Raw genomic sequence first — 16,374 nt, forward strand, 5'->3', positions numbered from 1 at the left:
CCCCCCCTGCCCTGGCAGCGAAAGGAAGTCCACTCCCCATGTCGGTTACCGACGTCGTGCAGAACGACCAGGAAATCCCCTCGTTTCCCTTTGACGACACGTTCTCGCCGCATTCCTCGGGACGCCTGGCGGAATATGCGCGGGAAGCTCCCGCGATCCGTGTGCGGTTCGGTCCGGGCCAGCTCCCCATCTGGCTGATCGTCCGCTATGCGCCGGCCCGGGCGATGCTTGCCGACTCCCGTTTCTCCCGCACCAGGACGCTGGACTTCTCCCCGCCCCTGACCGCGGGCCAGATGCCCGATCCGAACTCCATGCTCTGGCTCGACCCGCCGGAGCACACCCGAATCCGGCGCATGGTCAACGCCGGTTTCGCGCACCGGCGGATCGAGCGGATGCGGCCCTGGATCGCGGCGACGGCCCGGGCCCGGATCGACGCGATGACGGCCCAGGAGGCGCCGGGTGACATCCGCACGCTCGCCTTCCATCTGCCGATCGAGGTGATCTGCCAGCTTCTCGGCGTCCCCGATCTCGACCGGGACAACGTCCGGACCTGGAGCGAGTCGCTGTTCCGGTTCCATCTCGACCCGAAGGGCGCCGCAGTCGGGCTCTCCGCGCTGTACAGGTACATGGGTGAGCTGGTGCGTGCGCGTAAGGCCACCGCCGGCAATGCCGACAGCCCGGAGGGTCTGCTCGATGTTCTCATCGCCGCTGCCGACAACGACGGCACACTCACCGAGACCGAGCTGCACTCGCTCGCCATGACACTGCTCATCGGCGGATTCGAGACCACCGGCGGCGTCATTTCGAACGTCATCACGACGCTGCTCACCCAGCGGTCGCACTGGGAGGCCCTCGTCACCGACCCGAGCGGCATGCCGAACGCCATCGAGGAGCTCCTGCGCTACCACCCGCTGTCGATGACCTTCCCCCGGGTGGCGACCGAGGACATCGATCTGGGCGGCTTCGTCGTCCGCGCCGGAGAGGTGGTCGTGGTCCCGCTGGCGGCGATGAGCCGTGACCCCGCGGTGTTCACCGACCCCGACCGCCTCGATCTCACCCGGGAGCCGGTGCCGAACCTGACCTTCGGCGCCGGGGTGCACCACTGCATCGGCGCGCACCTGGCCCGGGTCGAGCTGACCGAGGTGCTCACCGCGCTGATCGAGAAGGTCCCCGGGCTGCGGCTCGCGGTGGCGCCCACCGAGCTGCGCTACGAGCTCAAGGCACCGATCGGCCGACCGGAGACCCTGCCCGTCGTCTGGTAACGGCGCCGTTCGCGCCGCCGGAGCCGAGGCACCACCAAGGGACGTCNCCCACCGGCCCCGGCGGCGTGCACCCGCCCCGCCGCCCCGCCCGGCAGCCCGGCAGCCCGGCAGCCATCGTTGGATTCTCCAACCCACTGCGGCTAGGCTCCCCCTCGACCACGTTAGTTGGATTTTCGAACTCACGGTGCGAGGGATGAGTGAACATGGACGACAGCCCCAAGTCGGCGCTGCGATCCGGGCGACCACCGACGATCACCTCCGTCGGGAACCGCCCATCCAGGGGCAGCAGCCCGACGAGCAGTGACGCGGGCGGCATCGCGCTGGGTGGAATCGCGCCAGGCGGCATCGCACCGGGCGGCGCGCCCGGTGGGCGGTTCGGGCGGGTGTTCGCGGTGGTGGCGGCCGGGGTCGCCATGTCGAACCTCGACCTGTTCGTCGTCAACGTCGCTCTGCCGGACATAGGCCGGCACTTCGACGGATCGTCGCTGTCGTCGCTGTCGTGGGTGCTGAACGGGTACGCCGTCGTCTTCGCCGCGTTGCTCGTGCCGGCCGGGAACCTCGCGGACCGGACCAGCCCGCGCCGCGCCTACCTCTGGGGCACCGCGATCTTCGTCGTCGCTTCCGCACTGTGCGCCGCCGCCCCCACGGTGTGGTTCCTCGTCGCCGCCCGGGTGCTGCAGGCGGCGGGCGCCGCCGTGATGACCCCGTCCTCCCTCGGCCTGCTGCTCGCGGCGGCGCCGCCCGAGCGGCGGGGGGCGGCGGTGCGGGCCTGGACGGCGGTGAGCGGGCTGGCGGCCGCTCTTGGACCCGTCGCCGGCGGGTTGCTGACCGAACTGGACTGGCGGTGGGTGTTCCTGGTCAACCTGCCGGTCGGGCTCGCCGTCCTCGTCGCCGGACCGCGGGTGCTGCCCCACCCGCCGCGGCGCCCCGGCGTGGGGCGGTCCGATCCGGCGGGGGCGGTCCTGCTGACGGTCGGGATCGCGGCGCTGGCGCTGGGGCTGGTCCGCGGGCCGGACTGGGGCTGGGGCTCCGCGCGGGTGGTCGGATCGCTGCTCGCCAGCGTGCTGCTGCTGGCCGGGTTCCTGCACCGCTCGGCGCGTCATCCCGCGCCGGTCCTGCCGCTGCCGCTGCTGCGCGTGCGGACCTTCAGCGCCGCCGCGGTGGCCGCGTTCGTGTTCAGCGTCGCGTTCGCGGCGATGCTGCTGTCGGGCGTGCTGTGGTGCCAGGACGTCTGGCACTGGTCGGCGCTGCGGACCGGGCTTGCCATCGCCCCCGGACCGCTGATGGTGCCGGGGCTCGCCCTCGCCGCCGGGCCGCTGGTGGCCCGCCTCGGGTCGGGACGGGTGGCCGCCGCCGGCTGCCTGGTGTTCGCGGCCGGGATCGGCTGGTGGATCCTGCGGATGGCGCCGCAGCCGGACTACGTCGGCGCGATGCTGCCCGGGATGCTGCTCACCGGCGTCGGCGTCGGGCTGATCCTGCCGACGCTGATCAGCGCGGCCGTCACCGCACTGCCCCCGGCGAGCGTCTCCACCGGCTCCGCGGTGGTGACCATGGCCCGTCAGATCGGCACCGTCATCGGGACCGCCCTGCTCGTCGCGGCGCTCGGCGGCGCGGCGGCCGACGACCTCGGCTCGCTCACGGACGCCTACGACCTGGGCTGGATCATCACCGTCTCGGCGGTCGTCCTCGCCGCGCTCGCGTGCCTCACGATCCCGCGCCCGACCACGACGCAGGCACCGCCCTCCCCGCGGGTGCCGACCCCTGCGCAGGTGCCGACCGTGGCGCCGTAGCGGCCGGGGTCAGCGGCGGAGAAGGAACCACACGGTCTTGCCGTCGCCGGGGACGGCGGCCGCGCCCCAGTCCTCGGCCAGCGCGTCGACGAGGTGCAGGCCACGGCCGCCGAGCGAGTCGGCGTCGACGTGGCGCACCCGCGGCGGGTGGCGGTCCGGGTCCCGGACGCCCACCCAGACCAGGTGATCGGTGGTCCGGATCTCCAGTTCCGGTTCACCGTGGCCGTGCAGCACGGCGTTGGTGACCAGTTCGCTGGCGAGCAGCACGACGGTCTCGGTCACCTCCACGGGGACGCCCCGGCCGGTCAGGTCCGCCGTCAGCCGCTGGCGCGCCCGACCCGGAGCGTCCGGACCTGGCGGGAGGACGAACCGGTCGAGAAATATCCCGACTGGAGGTTCCGACCCGACTGCCATGGCATCCACATATCCGGGCGAATCCATGGATAAACCGAAGTCGGGTCGGTCATCGCGGCCGTAGCGGCCGTGCGCGACGCCGGGGGGACGCCCCTCGTCCCTCGACCAGATGCCGGTCCCGTCCGCCCCGACGCCCGGAGCCGGCCTGCTGGCCCTCACCTCGGCGGACGTCCTGACCGCCGTGGACGTCCTGACCGCCGTGGACGGGCTGGTCGCCGTGGAACGCATGACGCCACCGGTACTGGCTGAGCTGTCCGGCCGGCAGCGCGGACCGGGCAATGGATTGCCGGTCGGCAGGCTTCTCGCGGGATATTCGCTTCACCCGGGCCGAACCCGCGCTGCGTCGCCCACCTTCGGCGGCGGCCGGGCCGGGGCCGTAGAATCCGGCCCGGGCACCGGGTGGCATGCTGACAATTATGGACGACACGAACCCGCGGGGGCCGGCTGGTCCGGAGCCGGAGGGCACCGGGAGGCAGGCCGAGTACGACTTCTTCGTCTCCTATCACGCCAAGGACCACGACTGGGCGAAGTGGGTCGCCTGGCAGCTCGAGGATGAGAAATACCGGGTGCTGCTGCAGGAGTGGAATTTCACGCCCGGAACGGAGTGGGCGGCTTCACTGCGACGTGACATGACCGCGTCGGAGCGCACGATTGCACTGGTGTCGGAGACCTACCTCGCGTCGGCCTACGAGCAGCGAGCGTGGGAACTCGCCTACCAGCACGACCACGGGTTCGCCCGCAAGCTGCTGCCGGTCAGGGTCGAGGACTGCCGCCTCCCCGGGCTGCTCGGCGACATCAAGGCCTTCGACCTGTTCGACGTGGCGGACGAGGCGGAAGCCAGCCGTCTGCTGCTGCAATGGATCGTGGACGCGCAGACGGGTCGGACCAAGCCCACGGCAAGGCCGCCGTTCCCCGGCTCGACCGGCACCGACCCAGAACAGCCCGGGGAAACATCCAGCCGGCTACTCAGCCCCGAAGCCCTGTTGACGGGCACGCCGCTGGCCAGGATGGTGGAGTATCCGGTGCGGTTGCGGGACAAGCGCGCCGTCGAGCTTGATCTCGAACATCTGCGGCGTGCCTGCCAGCGGGTCATCGCCGAGCGGAACGTCCGCGCCGCCGTGGAACTCGACTACCTGGTGGCGCAGAACCGGCCGGACGTGGAGCTCTCCCCGGACACCTACGCACTGGTGCAGCGGGTCAAGGCGGAGTTTCGGACGGAAATGAGGTACATGGACGGTCCCCAGGCCCAGCGACGAAACCTCATCGAACCGCTGATCAACCTGACCAACCTCGTCGGTGCGATGTTCGCCCACCTACCGATCGAGTTCGTCCTGCACGACACGCGGGATCCCCTTCATTCGGTCTGCGCCGTCCAGAACGGGTTCACCGGACGACAGGTGGGTTCGCCGGTAAGCAACGTGGCACTGAGCCGGATCGTGAACCCGCCGGGCGCCGAGGCAGCCGTCTACCAGGTGCGCCTGCCGGACGGCCGCAGACTGAGAAGCGCGACCATCCCGATTTACCACCGAGTATTCGGCCTGATCGCACTGCTGTGCATCAACGTGGACGCCGAGAGGTTCCTGCCAGGGGCGAAAGGCAGCAAAAGTTTGCTGGAGACTCTCGCCCGCCTTCCTGACAACATGGTGGAAGAATTCTTCTACGGCTGACTCCGCCAGCTACCTTCAGCGGCTCCCGAAACGTCGACGTCACATTCCCTGGCATTACGCGGGCGAGGTTTCAACGGCCGGGCGGCGGGCCATCATGGCTGCATGACCACAGCAACCGAAGCGCAGAAGTTCCTCAAGGGCGTCGACTACCCGGCCGATCGTTCGGCGATCGTGAAGAAGGCAAGGGAGAACGGTGCGGACGAATCCCTCGTCCGCACCCTGGAGAAGATTCCGGACCGGCAGTACAGCGGCCCGAACGCAATCTCGAAGGAGCTGTCCGAGAAGTCCTGACCGGAACCGGTCACCGAGCAGGACACGCGACGGGGTCGAGCCGGGGCAACCGCCTTCCGGCCCGACCCCGTCGTTCACGACACGGGGACCTCCGCCGTCCGGTCCGACTGGGCGGCCGGCTGCGCCGCCGGCTCCGGGCGGCCCGGCAGGAGCAGGCTGGCAGCCAGAATGATCACGATGGTGCCCAGCGCGAACCAGTAGACCCCGTGGAACCCGTCGACACCGCCGCCGTCACCCACCGTGGCCAGGATGAGGGTGACCACGGCGATGCCGATCGCGGCACCGAGCTGGTTGAGGATGTAGAGCACCGAGCTGCCCTGCGGCACCGAGGCCGGCGGCAGCGTGCGATACAGCGAGCCCATCGTCGGGGCGCCGACGAAGCTCAGCCCCAACCCGACGACGAACGCGGCCAGCGCCGGCCAGACCTCCGCGGTGTGCGCGCCCACCCGGGTGAACGCGAACTCGCCGACGGCGGCGACGAGCGCCCCGACGCGGACCAGCCGCCGGGCGCCGAGCCGGTCGGACAGCCGACCGGACTGCGGCATGGCGATGATGGCGGCGACCGCGAACGGCGCGACGAGCAGCCCGGAGGCGAGTGGGCCGTGCCCGTGCTGCTGCTGGTAGTACAGCGGCAGCACGAACAGGTTCGCGAACATCGCCAGCCCGACCAACATCATGATCGCCACACTGGCCGCGAAGCCGCCGCTGGTGAACAGCCGGACGTCGATCAGCGGCGGCGTGCGCCGCGCGGCGGCCGGGCGCAGGGCGTGCCCGGCGTAGCCGGCGAGCAGGGCGACGGCGGCGGCCAGCGGGAGCAGCACCTGCCAGGCGACGAAGGTCGTGCGGTCCGCGGCCTGGGACAGCGCCAGCACCGCCGCGGCGAAGCCCGGGCCCACCAGCGCCACCCCGAGCACGTCAAGCCGTGTGCGCGGCACGCCGCCCGTCGATACGCCGCCCGTCGGCGCGTCGCCCGTCGGCGCGTCGCCCGTCGGCGCGTCGCGGGGGATGACCCGCAGCGCGCCGATCAGCGCGGCGACCCCGATCGGCAGGTTGATCAGGAACATCCACCGCCAGGAGAAGTGCGCCAGGACGGCCCCGCCGACGATGAGACCGAGAACCGGGCCGGCCGAGAGGACCATGCCCATCAGCCCCATCACCCGACCCGCCCGGTGGGGGCCGGCGGCGCGGGCCAGCAGCGTGAGCACGAGCGGGTCGAGGATGCCGGCGGCGAGCCCCTGCAGGACCCGGAAGACGATCAGGCTGCTCACGTTCCAGGCCAGCCCCGAGGCGACCGAGGCGACCAGGAAGGCGACGAGGCCGGCCAGCCACAGCCGGCGGGCGCCGAACCGGTCGACGGCCCAGGTGGTGACGGGGATGGCGACGGTGAGCGCCAGCAGGTAGCCGGTGGAGACCCAGCCGATCGTGCTGAGCGCGGCGTCGAAGCGTGCGGCCAGGGTGTCCACTCCGACGGCCACCATGGAGCCGTCGAGGATTCCCATGATCCCGCCGAGGAGCACGACGGCGATCAGCCGCCGCAACGCGGGATCGAATCGGCCCTCGTCCAGCACCTGCGCCATCTCTCACCTCGTGAGTCCCTAAATCTGCACTGGTCGGTGCACTGTAACAGGCCATCACGTTCCAAGGAACCGGACGGGTGGCTTTACTGCACCAGCCGGTGCAGAGAATGGTGGGTGCTGGGATACGGTGTGGTGATGAGTGGGAGGACGCCCGCCGCGGCTGCCGGATCGGCCACCACCACCACCACCGGTTCGCCCGCCCGGCCGAGTGCGCGCGGCCGGATCGACAAGCGCGAGGCGATCCTCGCCACCGCGTTCGTGGTCTTCGCCCGCGAGGGGTACGCGCAGGCCACGCTGGACGCGATCGCCGCCGAGGCACGCGTCGCCAAGCACACGATCTACAACCACTTCGGGGACAAGCAGACACTGCTGCGCGCGGCGATCGCCGCCGAGGCGGACCGCGCGATGGCGAAGAACCTCGCGGCCGTCGACCGGCTACGCGACCACGACGGCGACCTGCGCGCGACGCTGGAGGACGTCGGCAGCCAGCTCGTCGCGTGCTACTGCGACGAGCGCGGCTGGGCGCTGCGGCGCCTGCTCTACGCGGAGATCAGCCAGTTCCCCGACCTGCTCGACATCATCACCGGCCGGGCATCGGACCCGGTCACCGAGGCACTCGCCGACCGCCTGGCCCGCCTCGCCCTGGCCGGCCACCTGCGCGCGGGCGATCCGGCCGCCGCGGCCGAGCAGCTCGCCGCCCTGCTCACCGGCTCGCTGGAGGCCCGCTGCCGGTACGGCACCAGAGTCATCTCCGCCGCCGAGCAGCACGCCGTCGCCCGCGCCGCGGTCGACACCTTCCTGCACGCCTTCGGCACCGCCCCCGGCCCTGCCGGGACGCCCGCGGCCGGGGAGGGAGACCCGGCGGCGCGATGCTGACGATCGGAATGCTGGGCGGGATGAGCTGGGAGAGCAGCGCCGAGTACTACCGGCTCGCCAACGAGCTGGTCCGGGCGCGGCTCGGTGATCTGCATTCGGCCCGGTGCGTGCTGTTCTCCGTCGACTTCGCCGACATCGAGGCCATGCAGACCGCCGGCCGGTGGGACGAGGCCAGCGTCGTCCTCGCCGCCGCCGCGCGGTCGCTGGTCGCGGCCGGCGCCGATCTGGTGCTGCTGTGCACCAACACGATGCACAAGGTCGCCGACCAGGTCCAGGCGGCCATCGACGTCCCGCTGCTACACCTCGCGGACGCCACGGCGGCGGCGGTGACCACCGCGGGGCTGCGCACCGTGGGCCTGCTGGGCACGGCGTTCACGATGGAACAGGCCTTCTACCGCGACCGGCTCACCGCCGCCGGGCTGCGCGTCCTCGTGCCACCCGCCGTCGACCGCGCGCTCGTGCACCGCGTCATCTTCGACGAGTTGTGCCGTGGCGTCGTGCGGGAGCAGTCGCGCCGGCAGTACGTGGCGGTCATCGAACGGCTGGCAGCCGCGGGCGCCGAGGGCGTCATTCTCGGCTGCACCGAAATCGAGCTGCTGGTTCGCCGCCAGGACAGTTCGGTGCCGGTCTTCCCGACGACCCGGCTGCACGTCGAGGCCGCCGTCGAGCTGGCCCTCGCCGCGGAAACGACGGCAGGCAAGTCCGGTTGACCGGGACGGGCGGCCCGGACGGTCCCGAGGAGCCGGCGCACCCGCACACCAGTGCGTGGGACCGGCTCTCGCCGATCCATCTGCGGCAGTTCGCCCGGGCCACCGGGCTGGCGGTCGGCGAGGTCCGCAGGCTGCCGGAGCATCTCGTCCCGGCGTGGCTGCGGCCTACCGACGGCGAGCGGCGGCTGCCGGTGCTGCTCGCCACGGTGGTGGCGATCGCGTTGCAGTGGGCGCTGCCGTCCCGGCTGACGCTCACCCCGCGCTGGCTGCTGCCCGGCCTGGAGATCGCGCTGCTGGCGGGGCTGACCGCGGTCAACCCGGTGCGGCTGACCCGCAAGCATCCGGTGGAGCGGGCGGCGAGCCTGCTGCTGGCCGCGTCGGTCACCACCGCGAACGGGGTGAGCGCGGCCCTGCTCGCCCACCGCCTGGTCCGCGGCACGGCCGGTGAGGACCCGGCGGTCCTGCTGAGCACCGGCGCGGCGATCTACCTGACGAACATCATCGCCTTCGCCCTCTGGTACTGGGAGTTCGACCGCGGCGGGCCGTTCGCCCGGGCGCAGAGCGAACGGCAGTACCCCGACCTGCTGTTCCCCCAGATGAGCGATCCGGCGAACGCCGATCCCCGCTGGGAGCCGACGTTCGTCGACTACCTGTTCGTCGCGTTCACGAACAGCACCGCCTTCAGCCCGACGGACACGATGCCGATGACCCGCTGGGCCAAGCTCATGATGATGGCCCAGTCGACAATCTCGATCATCGTCGTCGCCCTCGTCCTTGCCCGCGCCGTCAACATCCTCCGTTGACCGGCCACGCACCGGTCAGCGAGACGGCTGCGCCGTGCGCGCCGGATCAGGCACTCGGCGCGCGGCCGGCGGCGGGCAGCTCGATCCACCGCCGCGCCGAGGGTCGTGCGCGCCGCGCCGCCCCAGCACCACCCGATTGACGGCCGCGAGCCAGCACGCGCCGAGGAAGGCGCCGCCGAGCACGTCGCTGGGATGGTGCATGCCGCGATAGGTCCGGCAGAACCCGACGAGCACCGGCACGGCGACCGCGACGACCACCGACGCGACCAGCACGGCCCTGACCCACCACGGCCGAGCCGACGACGGCTGCCCCCCGCCCACGCCTCCGCCCTGGCCGGCACCGGAGCCGGCCGGTAGCCGCCCGAACCGGCCGTCCGCGGCGAGCCGGTGCAGCACGAGGGCCAGGCCGCCGTACAGGCACACCGCGGCGGCGGTGTGCCCGGACGGGAAGCTGGCCAGCGGATCCCCCGGGTCGAGCCGGGGCACCGCGGGGCGCGGCCGGCCCACGAGGGCGTTGGACGCCTCGTAGACGGCCGTCTCCCCTGCGGTGAGCAGGATGATCCCCGCCGGCAGCCACCAGCGCCGCGTCCACCACCCGACGGCCGCCGCCAGCACCGCCGTCGCGGCGATGACCGTCCAGGTGTCGGCGAGGTAGGTCGCGTCCGCGGTGAGGCGGACCAGGCCGCCGGTGCGGTGGCCGGCGAGCCAGCGCTCGGCGTCGGTGTCCCAGCCGCGCACCTGGCCGGGCCCGTGGACGAGGAGCGCACCGGTGCCGGCGAGGATGAGCACGAGCAGCCCCGCCGCCGCCACGAGACGGCCGCCCAGGCCGAGGAGAGATCGCACGGATCAGTTCCTCTCCACAACGAACCCACCGGACACCTGCCGTACCGTGCCACCCGGGTCCGACCGTCATCCACACGCCCGCCGCCTTCTGCCGCGCTCCGGCTGTGCCCGTCGTCGCAGCCAGACGGTGCCTACCGTGGACTGCTGGAGTCGTTGGTGTGCGGCCTCCTTCGACCGGAGGTCCCGGCCAGTCGCTGGTCGGCTGGCCGTGGTGGGGCCGAGCGGCGGGTGTTGATCTGTCGGGCCAGGCCCTCGAGCGCGACGCGAAACTGGTGTTGCGTCTCGGTGGCGAGCCGGCGGCGCAGCAGCGGAACGAGCACGCCGGTCAGACGCTCGGACTGGGTGACCCGGACCCGGGTGGAATCGAGCGGTTCGATCAGATAGCTGTGCTCGCCGGTGAAGACGCCCGGCGCCAGCAGCCGTCCCCGCCGGGTCAGTTCGCGTTCGGGAGTGACGGTCGTCAGCACGGGCCGGAAGGTCATCTGCCGGCCGGTGGCCGTGCGTACGACCTCCCGCTGTCGAGCACCGACCGCAAGCCGCCCACTCGCGTGGAGCACAAGCGGATGCCACTGCGGGTAGCTGTCCCCATCGGTGATGACCTGCCACACCTCCGCCGGGGTGGCCGCGATGTCGATCTCAGCGCGCACGTGGACACTCAGCAGGCTCATGCGAGACCCCCGGATGAGACCCCGGCCCCGGCCAGGGCCGCGGACACGAGACGCTTCAGGTAGTCGTCATCAACCGGGTCGCCCGTGATCAGGGCTCGATAGTAGACGGCGCCGATGATCTGATCGAGGATCAGCCCCGGATCCACGTCGTCAGCCTGTTCACCCTGGCCGACGGCCGCGGCGAACAGATCGAGGCTCGCCGCTCGCCGCCGGGCCCACAGCTGATACACCGACGCGGCCAGGTCGGGCTGACGAGCACCTGCGGCGATCAGCTCCGACACGAGCAGTCGTATTCCGGGCTGACCCAGGCCGGCGGCGATCGCGGCGGCGATCCGGACCAGGTCGGCTCGAAGATCCCCGGTTTCCTCGATCGCCACGTCGTCCAGAAAGGTGGCCACTGCCGCGACCACCAGGTGGTCACGCGAGGGCCATCGCCGGTAGACGGTCGTCTTGGCCACCCCGGCACGGTCAGCGACCTGGTCCACCGCGAACCTGGCGTATCCGCCCTCGCGCAGCATCTCCCTCGCGACCGCCACGACACGCTCTTCCACCCCGGTGTCCCGAGGCCTGCCCCCGCCCATGCGCCCCCTCCATTTCGCTACGCGAGTAGCGTAACAGAAGTGGATCACCCGGGGACCGCGCGCGGCGGGTCAGGCTCCGAGTCCGTTGCGCTGCGCGCGCCGGATCAGCCGTTCGGCACGCGGCTGGCTGCGGGCGGCTCGATCCGCCGCCGCGCCGAGGACCGTCGCGAGCGCGGTGAGCGTCGTGGGATCGGCGTCGTCGACGCGGGCGGCGAGGCCCGCGGGCCCGCCCGGATCACCCGGATCACCCGGATCACCCGGGTCGGCGGGGTCGGCGGGNAGTCGGGNGGCGACGTCCGCGGCCAGGCGGCTGGTCCGCCACTGTTCGAGGGCGAGATGGCGGCGCAGATGATCGAGGATGGCGGCGCCGGCGCGGTCCGCCTCGCCGAGGCGGGCGGCGAGCTGGTCGACGAGCCCGGTCTCCGCCGAAGTCGCCGGGATCGCCGGGATCGCCGGCGTTGCGAGCAGCCGCAGCGCGCCGCCGCGCAGCCGGACGAGCACGGCTCCCAGCAGCGCGTCGTAGGCGAGCGCGGCGATGAGCGGGCCGAGCACGTCCGCCCCCGGCGGCGCGGCGATGATCCCGGCCCACAGGCTGATCACCGACTTGGTCATCACGAACGCGGCCTGCCAGTCGAGCCGGCCCGGATCGACCGCGACGCCGGCGGCGGCGGCGTACTCGGCGACGCGGGTGGTGAACTCGCCGAAGTCGGTGTGCGCGCCGCGCATCCAGATCCAGGCGAGGTCCTCGTGCGGGTCGCCGGCGTGGAACAGCTCCCAGTCCAGCAGGGCGACCACCCTCCCCTCATGGATCATGACGTTGCCGGGGCCGGCGTCGCCGTGCACCGGCCGCGCCGGTGTCGGGTCGTCCGGCAGGCCATCGGCGAGGATCCGCAACGCCAGCCGGATCAGCGGCCGGTCCAGGGTGCCCGTCGTGGCGGCTCGGTCGCGCCACCAGTCGAGATCCGAGCGCAGCGCCGCGGTGATCGACGAGGCTGGCACGCCGAGGTCGGGCGGATCGATCCGGTGCAGCCGGGCGAGCAGCGCCATGTACTGCGGCGCGGCCTGCTCGACCGCCGCCGGGTCGGGTCTGCTGGTGCCGGGGACGAGCTCCAGCAGGGTGCCGGCGGGGTCCGTCAGGGTCGCGAGCACGGCGGGCACGGGCAGCCCGTGGGCGCGCACGCGCCGGAGCACCTCGGCCTCGCGGGCCAGGGTCATCTCGCTGCCGTCCATCACCCCGCCGGCCACCGGGTCGGCGCGCAGGAAGGCGATGCCGGCACCGGCGGGGCTCTCGACGCGGTAGGCCTCGCGGGAGGCCCCCGCGGGCACGGGCACCAGGCGGACCGCGTCGACGCCGAGGGCGGCGGCGATCTCGTCGGTCCGTTGGGCCCAGCTCGAGATGGGGGTCACGGCGGTCCTCTCAGCCTCGGCGACGAGTCGATACTAGCGAGAACTGACAGGTGCTCAATTTTTTGGGAGGCGAGATGACCGCAGCCGAACCGAGCGAGCCGTCCGGCCTGAGCGACGTGGCCCGGCTGTCGCGGCGACCGGCGGGCGGCGGCGGGCCCGGGCCCGGCCCCGGGCCGAAGGGGCGGCGCACCCGCCTGCGGCTGCTCGACGAGGTGGAGCGGCGCTGCCTGGCCGCGCCGTACCTGACGATCGCCGTCGCGGACGTCGCGCGGGCGGTGCACACGTCGCCGGGGACCTTCTACCACTACTTCCCCGACCTCCCCAGCGCCGTCGCCGAGGTGGCCGAGCGGCACATGGAGCAGTTCGAGCAGGTCACGGCGCTGGCCGCGGTGCTGGTGCGCGCGGACGCCGCGCCCGAGCCGTGCGAGCGGTTCGTCCGGGCGTTCCACGACTTCTGGAGCGACCGGCGCGGCCTGCTCGAGACGATCGTGCTCGCCTCCCGCGACGAGGACCCGCGGGTGTTCCGGGTCCTGCTGGACGCCATGAAGAGGCTCACCCACGTGCTGTCGGTCGCCGTCGTCGACGGTCATCCCGTGGGTCTCGCCGGGTCGCTGGTGATGATGCTGGTGATGTCGGCGGCCCGCCGCGAGGGGTTCGCCCGCGACGGGGCGCCACTCGAGGAGCTCCTCCGGTCCCAGGCCCAGATCATCCATCTCAGCCTGGCCCGGCGCCCGGACCATAATTGACGCTATGTCAGTTCCGTGAAAGCGTCTCTCGGTACGAGATCGGAGCCGGCGAGGTGGCCATGGACGAGTTCGACGGAGTGGGCGGGTCCGACGGCGTGGGCGGGTCCGACGGCGTGGGCGGGTCCGACGGAGTCAGTCTGTCGAGCGTGTTCGACCGACGGGTCCGGACCAGCCCGCGGGCGCCGGCGGTGCGCGACGTGGGTGGCGAGCCGGTGTCCTGGGGCGAGCTCGGCGACCGGGTGACGGCCCTCGCCGCGGACCTCGCCGCCCGCGGCGTCCGGCCCGCCACCGTCGTGTCCTGGCAGCTTCCGACCAGCGTCGAGGCGATCGTCCTGCTGCTGGCGCTATGCCGGCTCGGGGCGACGCAGAATCCCCTGCTGCCCGTCTACGGCGACCGTGAGCTCGACTTCATCCTGCGTCAGGCCCGCCCGGCGCTGCTCATCGTCGACGGCGCCGACCCGGCGCGTACGGCCGCCGCCCGGCGGGTGGCCGCCGCCGTGGCCCGCGACGGCGCGCCGATCGACGTCCTGGCCTGGGGGAAGGACAGCCCCGCGCGGGGCGGTCCGCTGGCCCCGCCGACGGGGGTCGCGGGCCGGTGGTACTTCTACACCTCGGGGACGACGTCGGTGCCGAAGGGCGTGGTGCATGCCGACCGCGCGGTGCTGGCGGCCGGACGCACCCTGGTCGAGCGGCTCGGGTTACGCCCGGACGACCGGTACGGCGCGGTCTTCCCCCTCTGCCACGTGGGCGGCCCGGCCTGGCAGGTCGCGGCGATGCTGGTCGGCTTCGAGACGTTGTGCGTCGCCCGGTTCACCGACGAGGCGATCAGCGCCCTGCAGGACTTCGACGTCACCATCGCCGGGGCCGGCCCGCCGTTCTTCCTCGCCTACCTCGCCGCCCAGCGTGCGCTGCCGGCCGGCCGGCGGCTGTTCCCATCGGTGCGTGCCTTCCCCGGCGGCGGTACCGGCCGACCCCCCGACCTGGACGCGCGGATGGTGGCCGCGTTCGGCGCCGGTATCGTCCCCACCTACGGACTGACCGAGGCGCCGATCGTGTGCATGGGCCGGCTCGGCGACTCCCCCGCGCAGCGGGCCACCACCGAGGGGATCGCCGCGCCCACGGCGCGGCTGCGGGTGACGGCAGCCGACGGCGGCGCCGCGCCGGCCGGCTCGGACGGCGAGATCCAGCTCCGCGGCGACCACCTGATGCTCGGCTATCTCGACCCGGAGCTGACCGCCGCGGCGATGACACCCGACGGGTGGCTGCGCACCGGCGACCTCGGCCGCCTCGACGCGGCCGGCTACCTGACCGTCACCGGACGGATCAAGGACGTGATCATCCGGAACATGGAGAACGTCTCGGCCGTGGAGGTGGAGCAGGTGCTGGCGACCCATCCGGGCGTCACCGACGTGTCGGTCATCGGGCTGCCCGACGGGCGGACCGGGGAGCGGGTGTGCGCCGTCATCGTCCCCGCGGCCGCGGACGCCCCGCCCAGCCTCGCGGACCTCACCGGCTGGTGCGCCCGGGCGGGTCTGATGAAGCAGAAGTGGCCGGAGCAGGTGGAACTGGTCGACGAGCTGCCCCGCAACCCGGTCGGCAAGGTCGCCAAGGCCCAGCTCCGCGAGCGTTACCTCCCCGGCGCCGACACGGCCGCGGCGGCACCGCGATGACCGCCGCCGCCGACCCGGCCGGCACCAGCCCCGCCGACACCGACTCGGCCAGCACCGACTCGGCCAGCACCGACCTGCCGGACACGGCCGGCTGGGGGCTGACGGAGGCGGACGACGGGCTGCACCCGTTCCCGCCCGACGAGCCGTTGTGGACGGAGACCGTCTGGTTCACCTGGATGGTGCCCGAACGTCACCTGCTGGGCTACGTGTACCCGGTGTTCCGGCCCAATCTCGGCGTCCAGTTCGGCGGGGTGACCGTCTACGACGCCAGCGCCCACCTGCCCTGGGAGCTTCCCGTGCGCCACTGGCAGCAGCACATCCCGCTGCCGGAGCTGCCGGACCTGCGCAACGCCCGGCTCGCCGACGGCATCACCCTGCGCGCCGTCCGCCCCGGCCACACGTACGACATTGGCTACCGCAGCGACGAGCTCACCCTCGACCTGCGCTACGAGGCCCTCATGCGGCCGCTGGTCTCCGGTGGCGAGTCCGACCTGTTCGCCCAGGGCGGTCATCTCGACCAGCCCGGACGGGTCACCGGGGAGATGGTGCTGCACGGCGAACGGGTCGCCGTCGACTGCCTCGCGATCCGCGACCGGGCGTGGGGGCCGCGGCGCGACCAGCGGCAGCGGCGCGTCGGCTACGCCTACGGCACGGCGTCGGCGACCGAGGCGTTCCTCGCCCTCACCGGCCCGGACCGCCACGGCACGGACCGGGTGTGGACGGGTTACCTCATGCGGGACGGCGTGTGGTCCCCGCTGGTCACCGGCGAGCGCCGGGTGGAACGCGACGGCGAGGGCCGGCCGGCGACCGTACGGATCACCGGCGGCGACGAGCTGGGCCGGGCGCTGTCCGCGACGGGCACGGTGGTCAGCCGGATGGTCTTCACCCCGTACCCGAGCATGCTCGCGTGGTGCAGCATGACCCGCTGGGATCTCGACGGCCAGGAGTGCTGGGGCGAGGACCAGGACGTCTGGAGCCCCTGCCGCTGGCGCCGCGACATGGTCGCCGCCCCGGCGGCCATGCCTGCCGAGGCTGGGTGAGCGGCCGAGCCCATGGCTGCCCGGCCGAA

Annotated in this window: 15 protein-coding genes and 2 pseudogenes; 10 read left to right on the forward strand and 7 right to left on the reverse strand. The window is 72.9% G+C overall.

The annotated features are described in order from the left end of the window. Positions 1 to 38: 38 nt before the first annotated feature. Both FF36_RS14270 and FF36_RS14275 read left to right on the forward strand, forming a co-directional pair. The gene (locus tag FF36_RS14270; protein ID WP_044885536.1) at positions 39 to 1,262 is read left to right on the forward strand and encodes a cytochrome P450; all 1,224 of its coding nucleotides are present in this window, start codon (positions 39 to 41) and stop codon (positions 1,260 to 1,262) included. A gap of 203 nt (positions 1,263 to 1,465) precedes the next feature. Continuing rightward, positions 1,466 to 3,052 carry an MFS transporter gene (locus FF36_RS14275; protein ID WP_063870415.1) on the forward strand — a complete coding sequence of 529 codons (1,587 nt, stop codon included), beginning with the start codon at positions 1,466 to 1,468 and terminating at the stop codon, positions 3,050 to 3,052. 9 nt (positions 3,053 to 3,061) lie between these two features. Here the strand turns inward: FF36_RS14275 and FF36_RS14280 are convergent, their stop codons facing one another. Next, positions 3,062 to 3,466, reverse strand: a complete 405-nt coding sequence (locus FF36_RS14280) for an ATP-binding protein (protein WP_044885537.1) — start codon at positions 3,464 to 3,466, stop codon at positions 3,062 to 3,064. Positions 3,467 to 3,882: 416 nt separating this feature from the next. Here FF36_RS14280 and FF36_RS14285 point away from each other — a divergent pair, with 416 nt between their 5' ends. Beyond that, a complete protein-coding gene (locus FF36_RS14285; RefSeq protein ID WP_052681114.1) occupies positions 3,883 to 5,133 on the forward strand; it encodes a TIR domain-containing protein in 1,251 nt (416 codons plus the stop codon). A gap of 102 nt (positions 5,134 to 5,235) precedes the next feature. After that, a complete protein-coding gene (locus FF36_RS14290) occupies positions 5,236 to 5,424 on the forward strand; it encodes a DUF2795 domain-containing protein (RefSeq protein ID WP_044885539.1) in 189 nt (62 codons plus the stop codon). Positions 5,425 to 5,498: 74 nt separating this feature from the next. On the opposite strand, the gene FF36_RS14295 is transcribed toward FF36_RS14290, so the two are convergent. Then, entirely contained in the window at positions 5,499 to 7,001 is a 1,503-nt protein-coding gene (locus tag FF36_RS14295; RefSeq protein WP_044885540.1) for a DHA2 family efflux MFS transporter permease subunit, read from the reverse strand. A gap of 135 nt (positions 7,002 to 7,136) precedes the next feature. Between FF36_RS14295 and FF36_RS14300 the strand changes: the two genes are divergently transcribed. Genes FF36_RS14300 through FF36_RS14310 form a run of 3 tightly spaced genes read left to right on the forward strand, consistent with a single transcriptional unit; the run spans position 7,137 to position 9,390 of the window. Then, positions 7,137 to 7,877 (forward strand): TetR/AcrR family transcriptional regulator, encoded by a 741-nt coding sequence (locus FF36_RS14300; RefSeq protein ID WP_044885585.1) that lies wholly within the window; start codon positions 7,137 to 7,139, stop codon positions 7,875 to 7,877. Further along, complete coding sequence (locus FF36_RS14305) at positions 7,871 to 8,587, forward strand: aspartate/glutamate racemase family protein (protein WP_044885541.1); 717 nt, start codon at positions 7,871 to 7,873, stop codon at positions 8,585 to 8,587. The genes FF36_RS14300 and FF36_RS14305 overlap by 7 nt, the downstream gene beginning before the upstream one ends. After that, complete coding sequence (locus tag FF36_RS14310; protein ID WP_199865393.1) at positions 8,584 to 9,390, forward strand: hypothetical protein; 807 nt, start codon at positions 8,584 to 8,586, stop codon at positions 9,388 to 9,390. Before FF36_RS14305 ends, FF36_RS14310 begins: the two co-directional genes overlap by 4 nt. A gap of 15 nt (positions 9,391 to 9,405) precedes the next feature. Here the strand turns inward: FF36_RS14310 and FF36_RS14315 are convergent, their stop codons facing one another. The 5 genes and pseudogenes from FF36_RS14315 to FF36_RS14330 form a co-directional block, all read right to left on the reverse strand. After that, positions 9,406 to 10,233 carry a phosphatase PAP2 family protein gene (locus FF36_RS14315; protein ID WP_044885542.1) on the reverse strand — a complete coding sequence of 276 codons (828 nt, stop codon included), beginning with the start codon at positions 10,231 to 10,233 and terminating at the stop codon, positions 9,406 to 9,408. A 131-nt stretch (positions 10,234 to 10,364) separates the two neighbouring features. Continuing rightward, a complete protein-coding gene (locus FF36_RS14320; RefSeq protein WP_052681115.1) occupies positions 10,365 to 10,901 on the reverse strand; it encodes an SRPBCC domain-containing protein in 537 nt (178 codons plus the stop codon). Continuing rightward, on the reverse strand, positions 10,898 to 11,437 hold the full coding sequence (locus FF36_RS14325) for a TetR/AcrR family transcriptional regulator (protein ID WP_052681116.1): 540 nt from the start codon (positions 11,435 to 11,437) through the stop codon (positions 10,898 to 10,900). The genes FF36_RS14320 and FF36_RS14325 overlap by 4 nt, the downstream gene beginning before the upstream one ends. A gap of 114 nt (positions 11,438 to 11,551) precedes the next feature. Then, positions 11,552 to 11,761: pseudogene (locus tag FF36_RS36375) on the reverse strand (hypothetical protein); the annotation flags it as partial. 9 nt (positions 11,762 to 11,770) lie between these two features. Then, positions 11,771 to 12,889: pseudogene (locus tag FF36_RS14330) on the reverse strand (phosphotransferase family protein); the annotation flags it as partial. A 74-nt stretch (positions 12,890 to 12,963) separates the two neighbouring features. Here FF36_RS14330 and FF36_RS14335 point away from each other — a divergent pair. From FF36_RS14335 to FF36_RS14345, 3 genes are read left to right on the forward strand one after another with little or no spacing between them, the layout of a single operon-like run. After that, positions 12,964 to 13,635: a TetR/AcrR family transcriptional regulator gene (locus FF36_RS14335; RefSeq protein WP_044885545.1), complete on the forward strand. Its 672-nt coding sequence runs from the start codon at positions 12,964 to 12,966 to the stop codon at positions 13,633 to 13,635. A 59-nt stretch (positions 13,636 to 13,694) separates the two neighbouring features. Further along, positions 13,695 to 15,305 carry a class I adenylate-forming enzyme family protein gene (locus FF36_RS14340; protein WP_052681117.1) on the forward strand — a complete coding sequence of 537 codons (1,611 nt, stop codon included), beginning with the start codon at positions 13,695 to 13,697 and terminating at the stop codon, positions 15,303 to 15,305. Continuing rightward, complete coding sequence (locus FF36_RS14345; protein ID WP_044885546.1) at positions 15,302 to 16,345, forward strand: DUF7065 domain-containing protein; 1,044 nt, start codon at positions 15,302 to 15,304, stop codon at positions 16,343 to 16,345. The genes FF36_RS14340 and FF36_RS14345 overlap by 4 nt, the downstream gene beginning before the upstream one ends. The last annotated feature ends 29 nt before the right edge of the window (positions 16,346 to 16,374 follow it).

Origin of the sequence: Frankia torreyi, from assembly GCF_000948395.1 — a bacterium.
In the GTDB taxonomy this organism is placed as follows: domain Bacteria; phylum Actinomycetota; class Actinomycetes; order Frankiales; family Frankiaceae; genus Frankia; species Frankia torreyi.

Bases quoted from the DNA above. Each gene is read 5' to 3' on its own strand.
- FF36_RS14270 (WP_044885536.1), top strand. From the start codon at position 39: ATGTCGGTTACCGACGTCGTGCAGAACGACCAGGAAATCCCCTCGTTT.
- FF36_RS14275 (WP_063870415.1), top strand. From the start codon at position 1,466: ATGGACGACAGCCCCAAGTCGGCGCTGCGATCCGGGCGACCACCGACG.
- FF36_RS14280 (WP_044885537.1), bottom strand. From the start codon at position 3,466: ATGGCAGTCGGGTCGGAACCTCCAGTCGGGATATTTCTCGACCGGTTC.
- FF36_RS14285 (WP_052681114.1), top strand. From the start codon at position 3,883: ATGGACGACACGAACCCGCGGGGGCCGGCTGGTCCGGAGCCGGAGGGC.
- FF36_RS14290 (WP_044885539.1), top strand. From the start codon at position 5,236: ATGACCACAGCAACCGAAGCGCAGAAGTTCCTCAAGGGCGTCGACTAC.
- FF36_RS14295 (WP_044885540.1), bottom strand. From the start codon at position 7,001: ATGGCGCAGGTGCTGGACGAGGGCCGATTCGATCCCGCGTTGCGGCGG.
- FF36_RS14300 (WP_044885585.1), top strand. From the start codon at position 7,137: ATGAGTGGGAGGACGCCCGCCGCGGCTGCCGGATCGGCCACCACCACC.
- FF36_RS14305 (WP_044885541.1), top strand. From the start codon at position 7,871: ATGCTGACGATCGGAATGCTGGGCGGGATGAGCTGGGAGAGCAGCGCC.
- FF36_RS14320 (WP_052681115.1), bottom strand. From the start codon at position 10,901: ATGAGCCTGCTGAGTGTCCACGTGCGCGCTGAGATCGACATCGCGGCC.
- FF36_RS14335 (WP_044885545.1), top strand. From the start codon at position 12,964: ATGACCGCAGCCGAACCGAGCGAGCCGTCCGGCCTGAGCGACGTGGCC.
- FF36_RS14340 (WP_052681117.1), top strand. From the start codon at position 13,695: ATGGACGAGTTCGACGGAGTGGGCGGGTCCGACGGCGTGGGCGGGTCC.
- FF36_RS14345 (WP_044885546.1), top strand. From the start codon at position 15,302: ATGACCGCCGCCGCCGACCCGGCCGGCACCAGCCCCGCCGACACCGAC.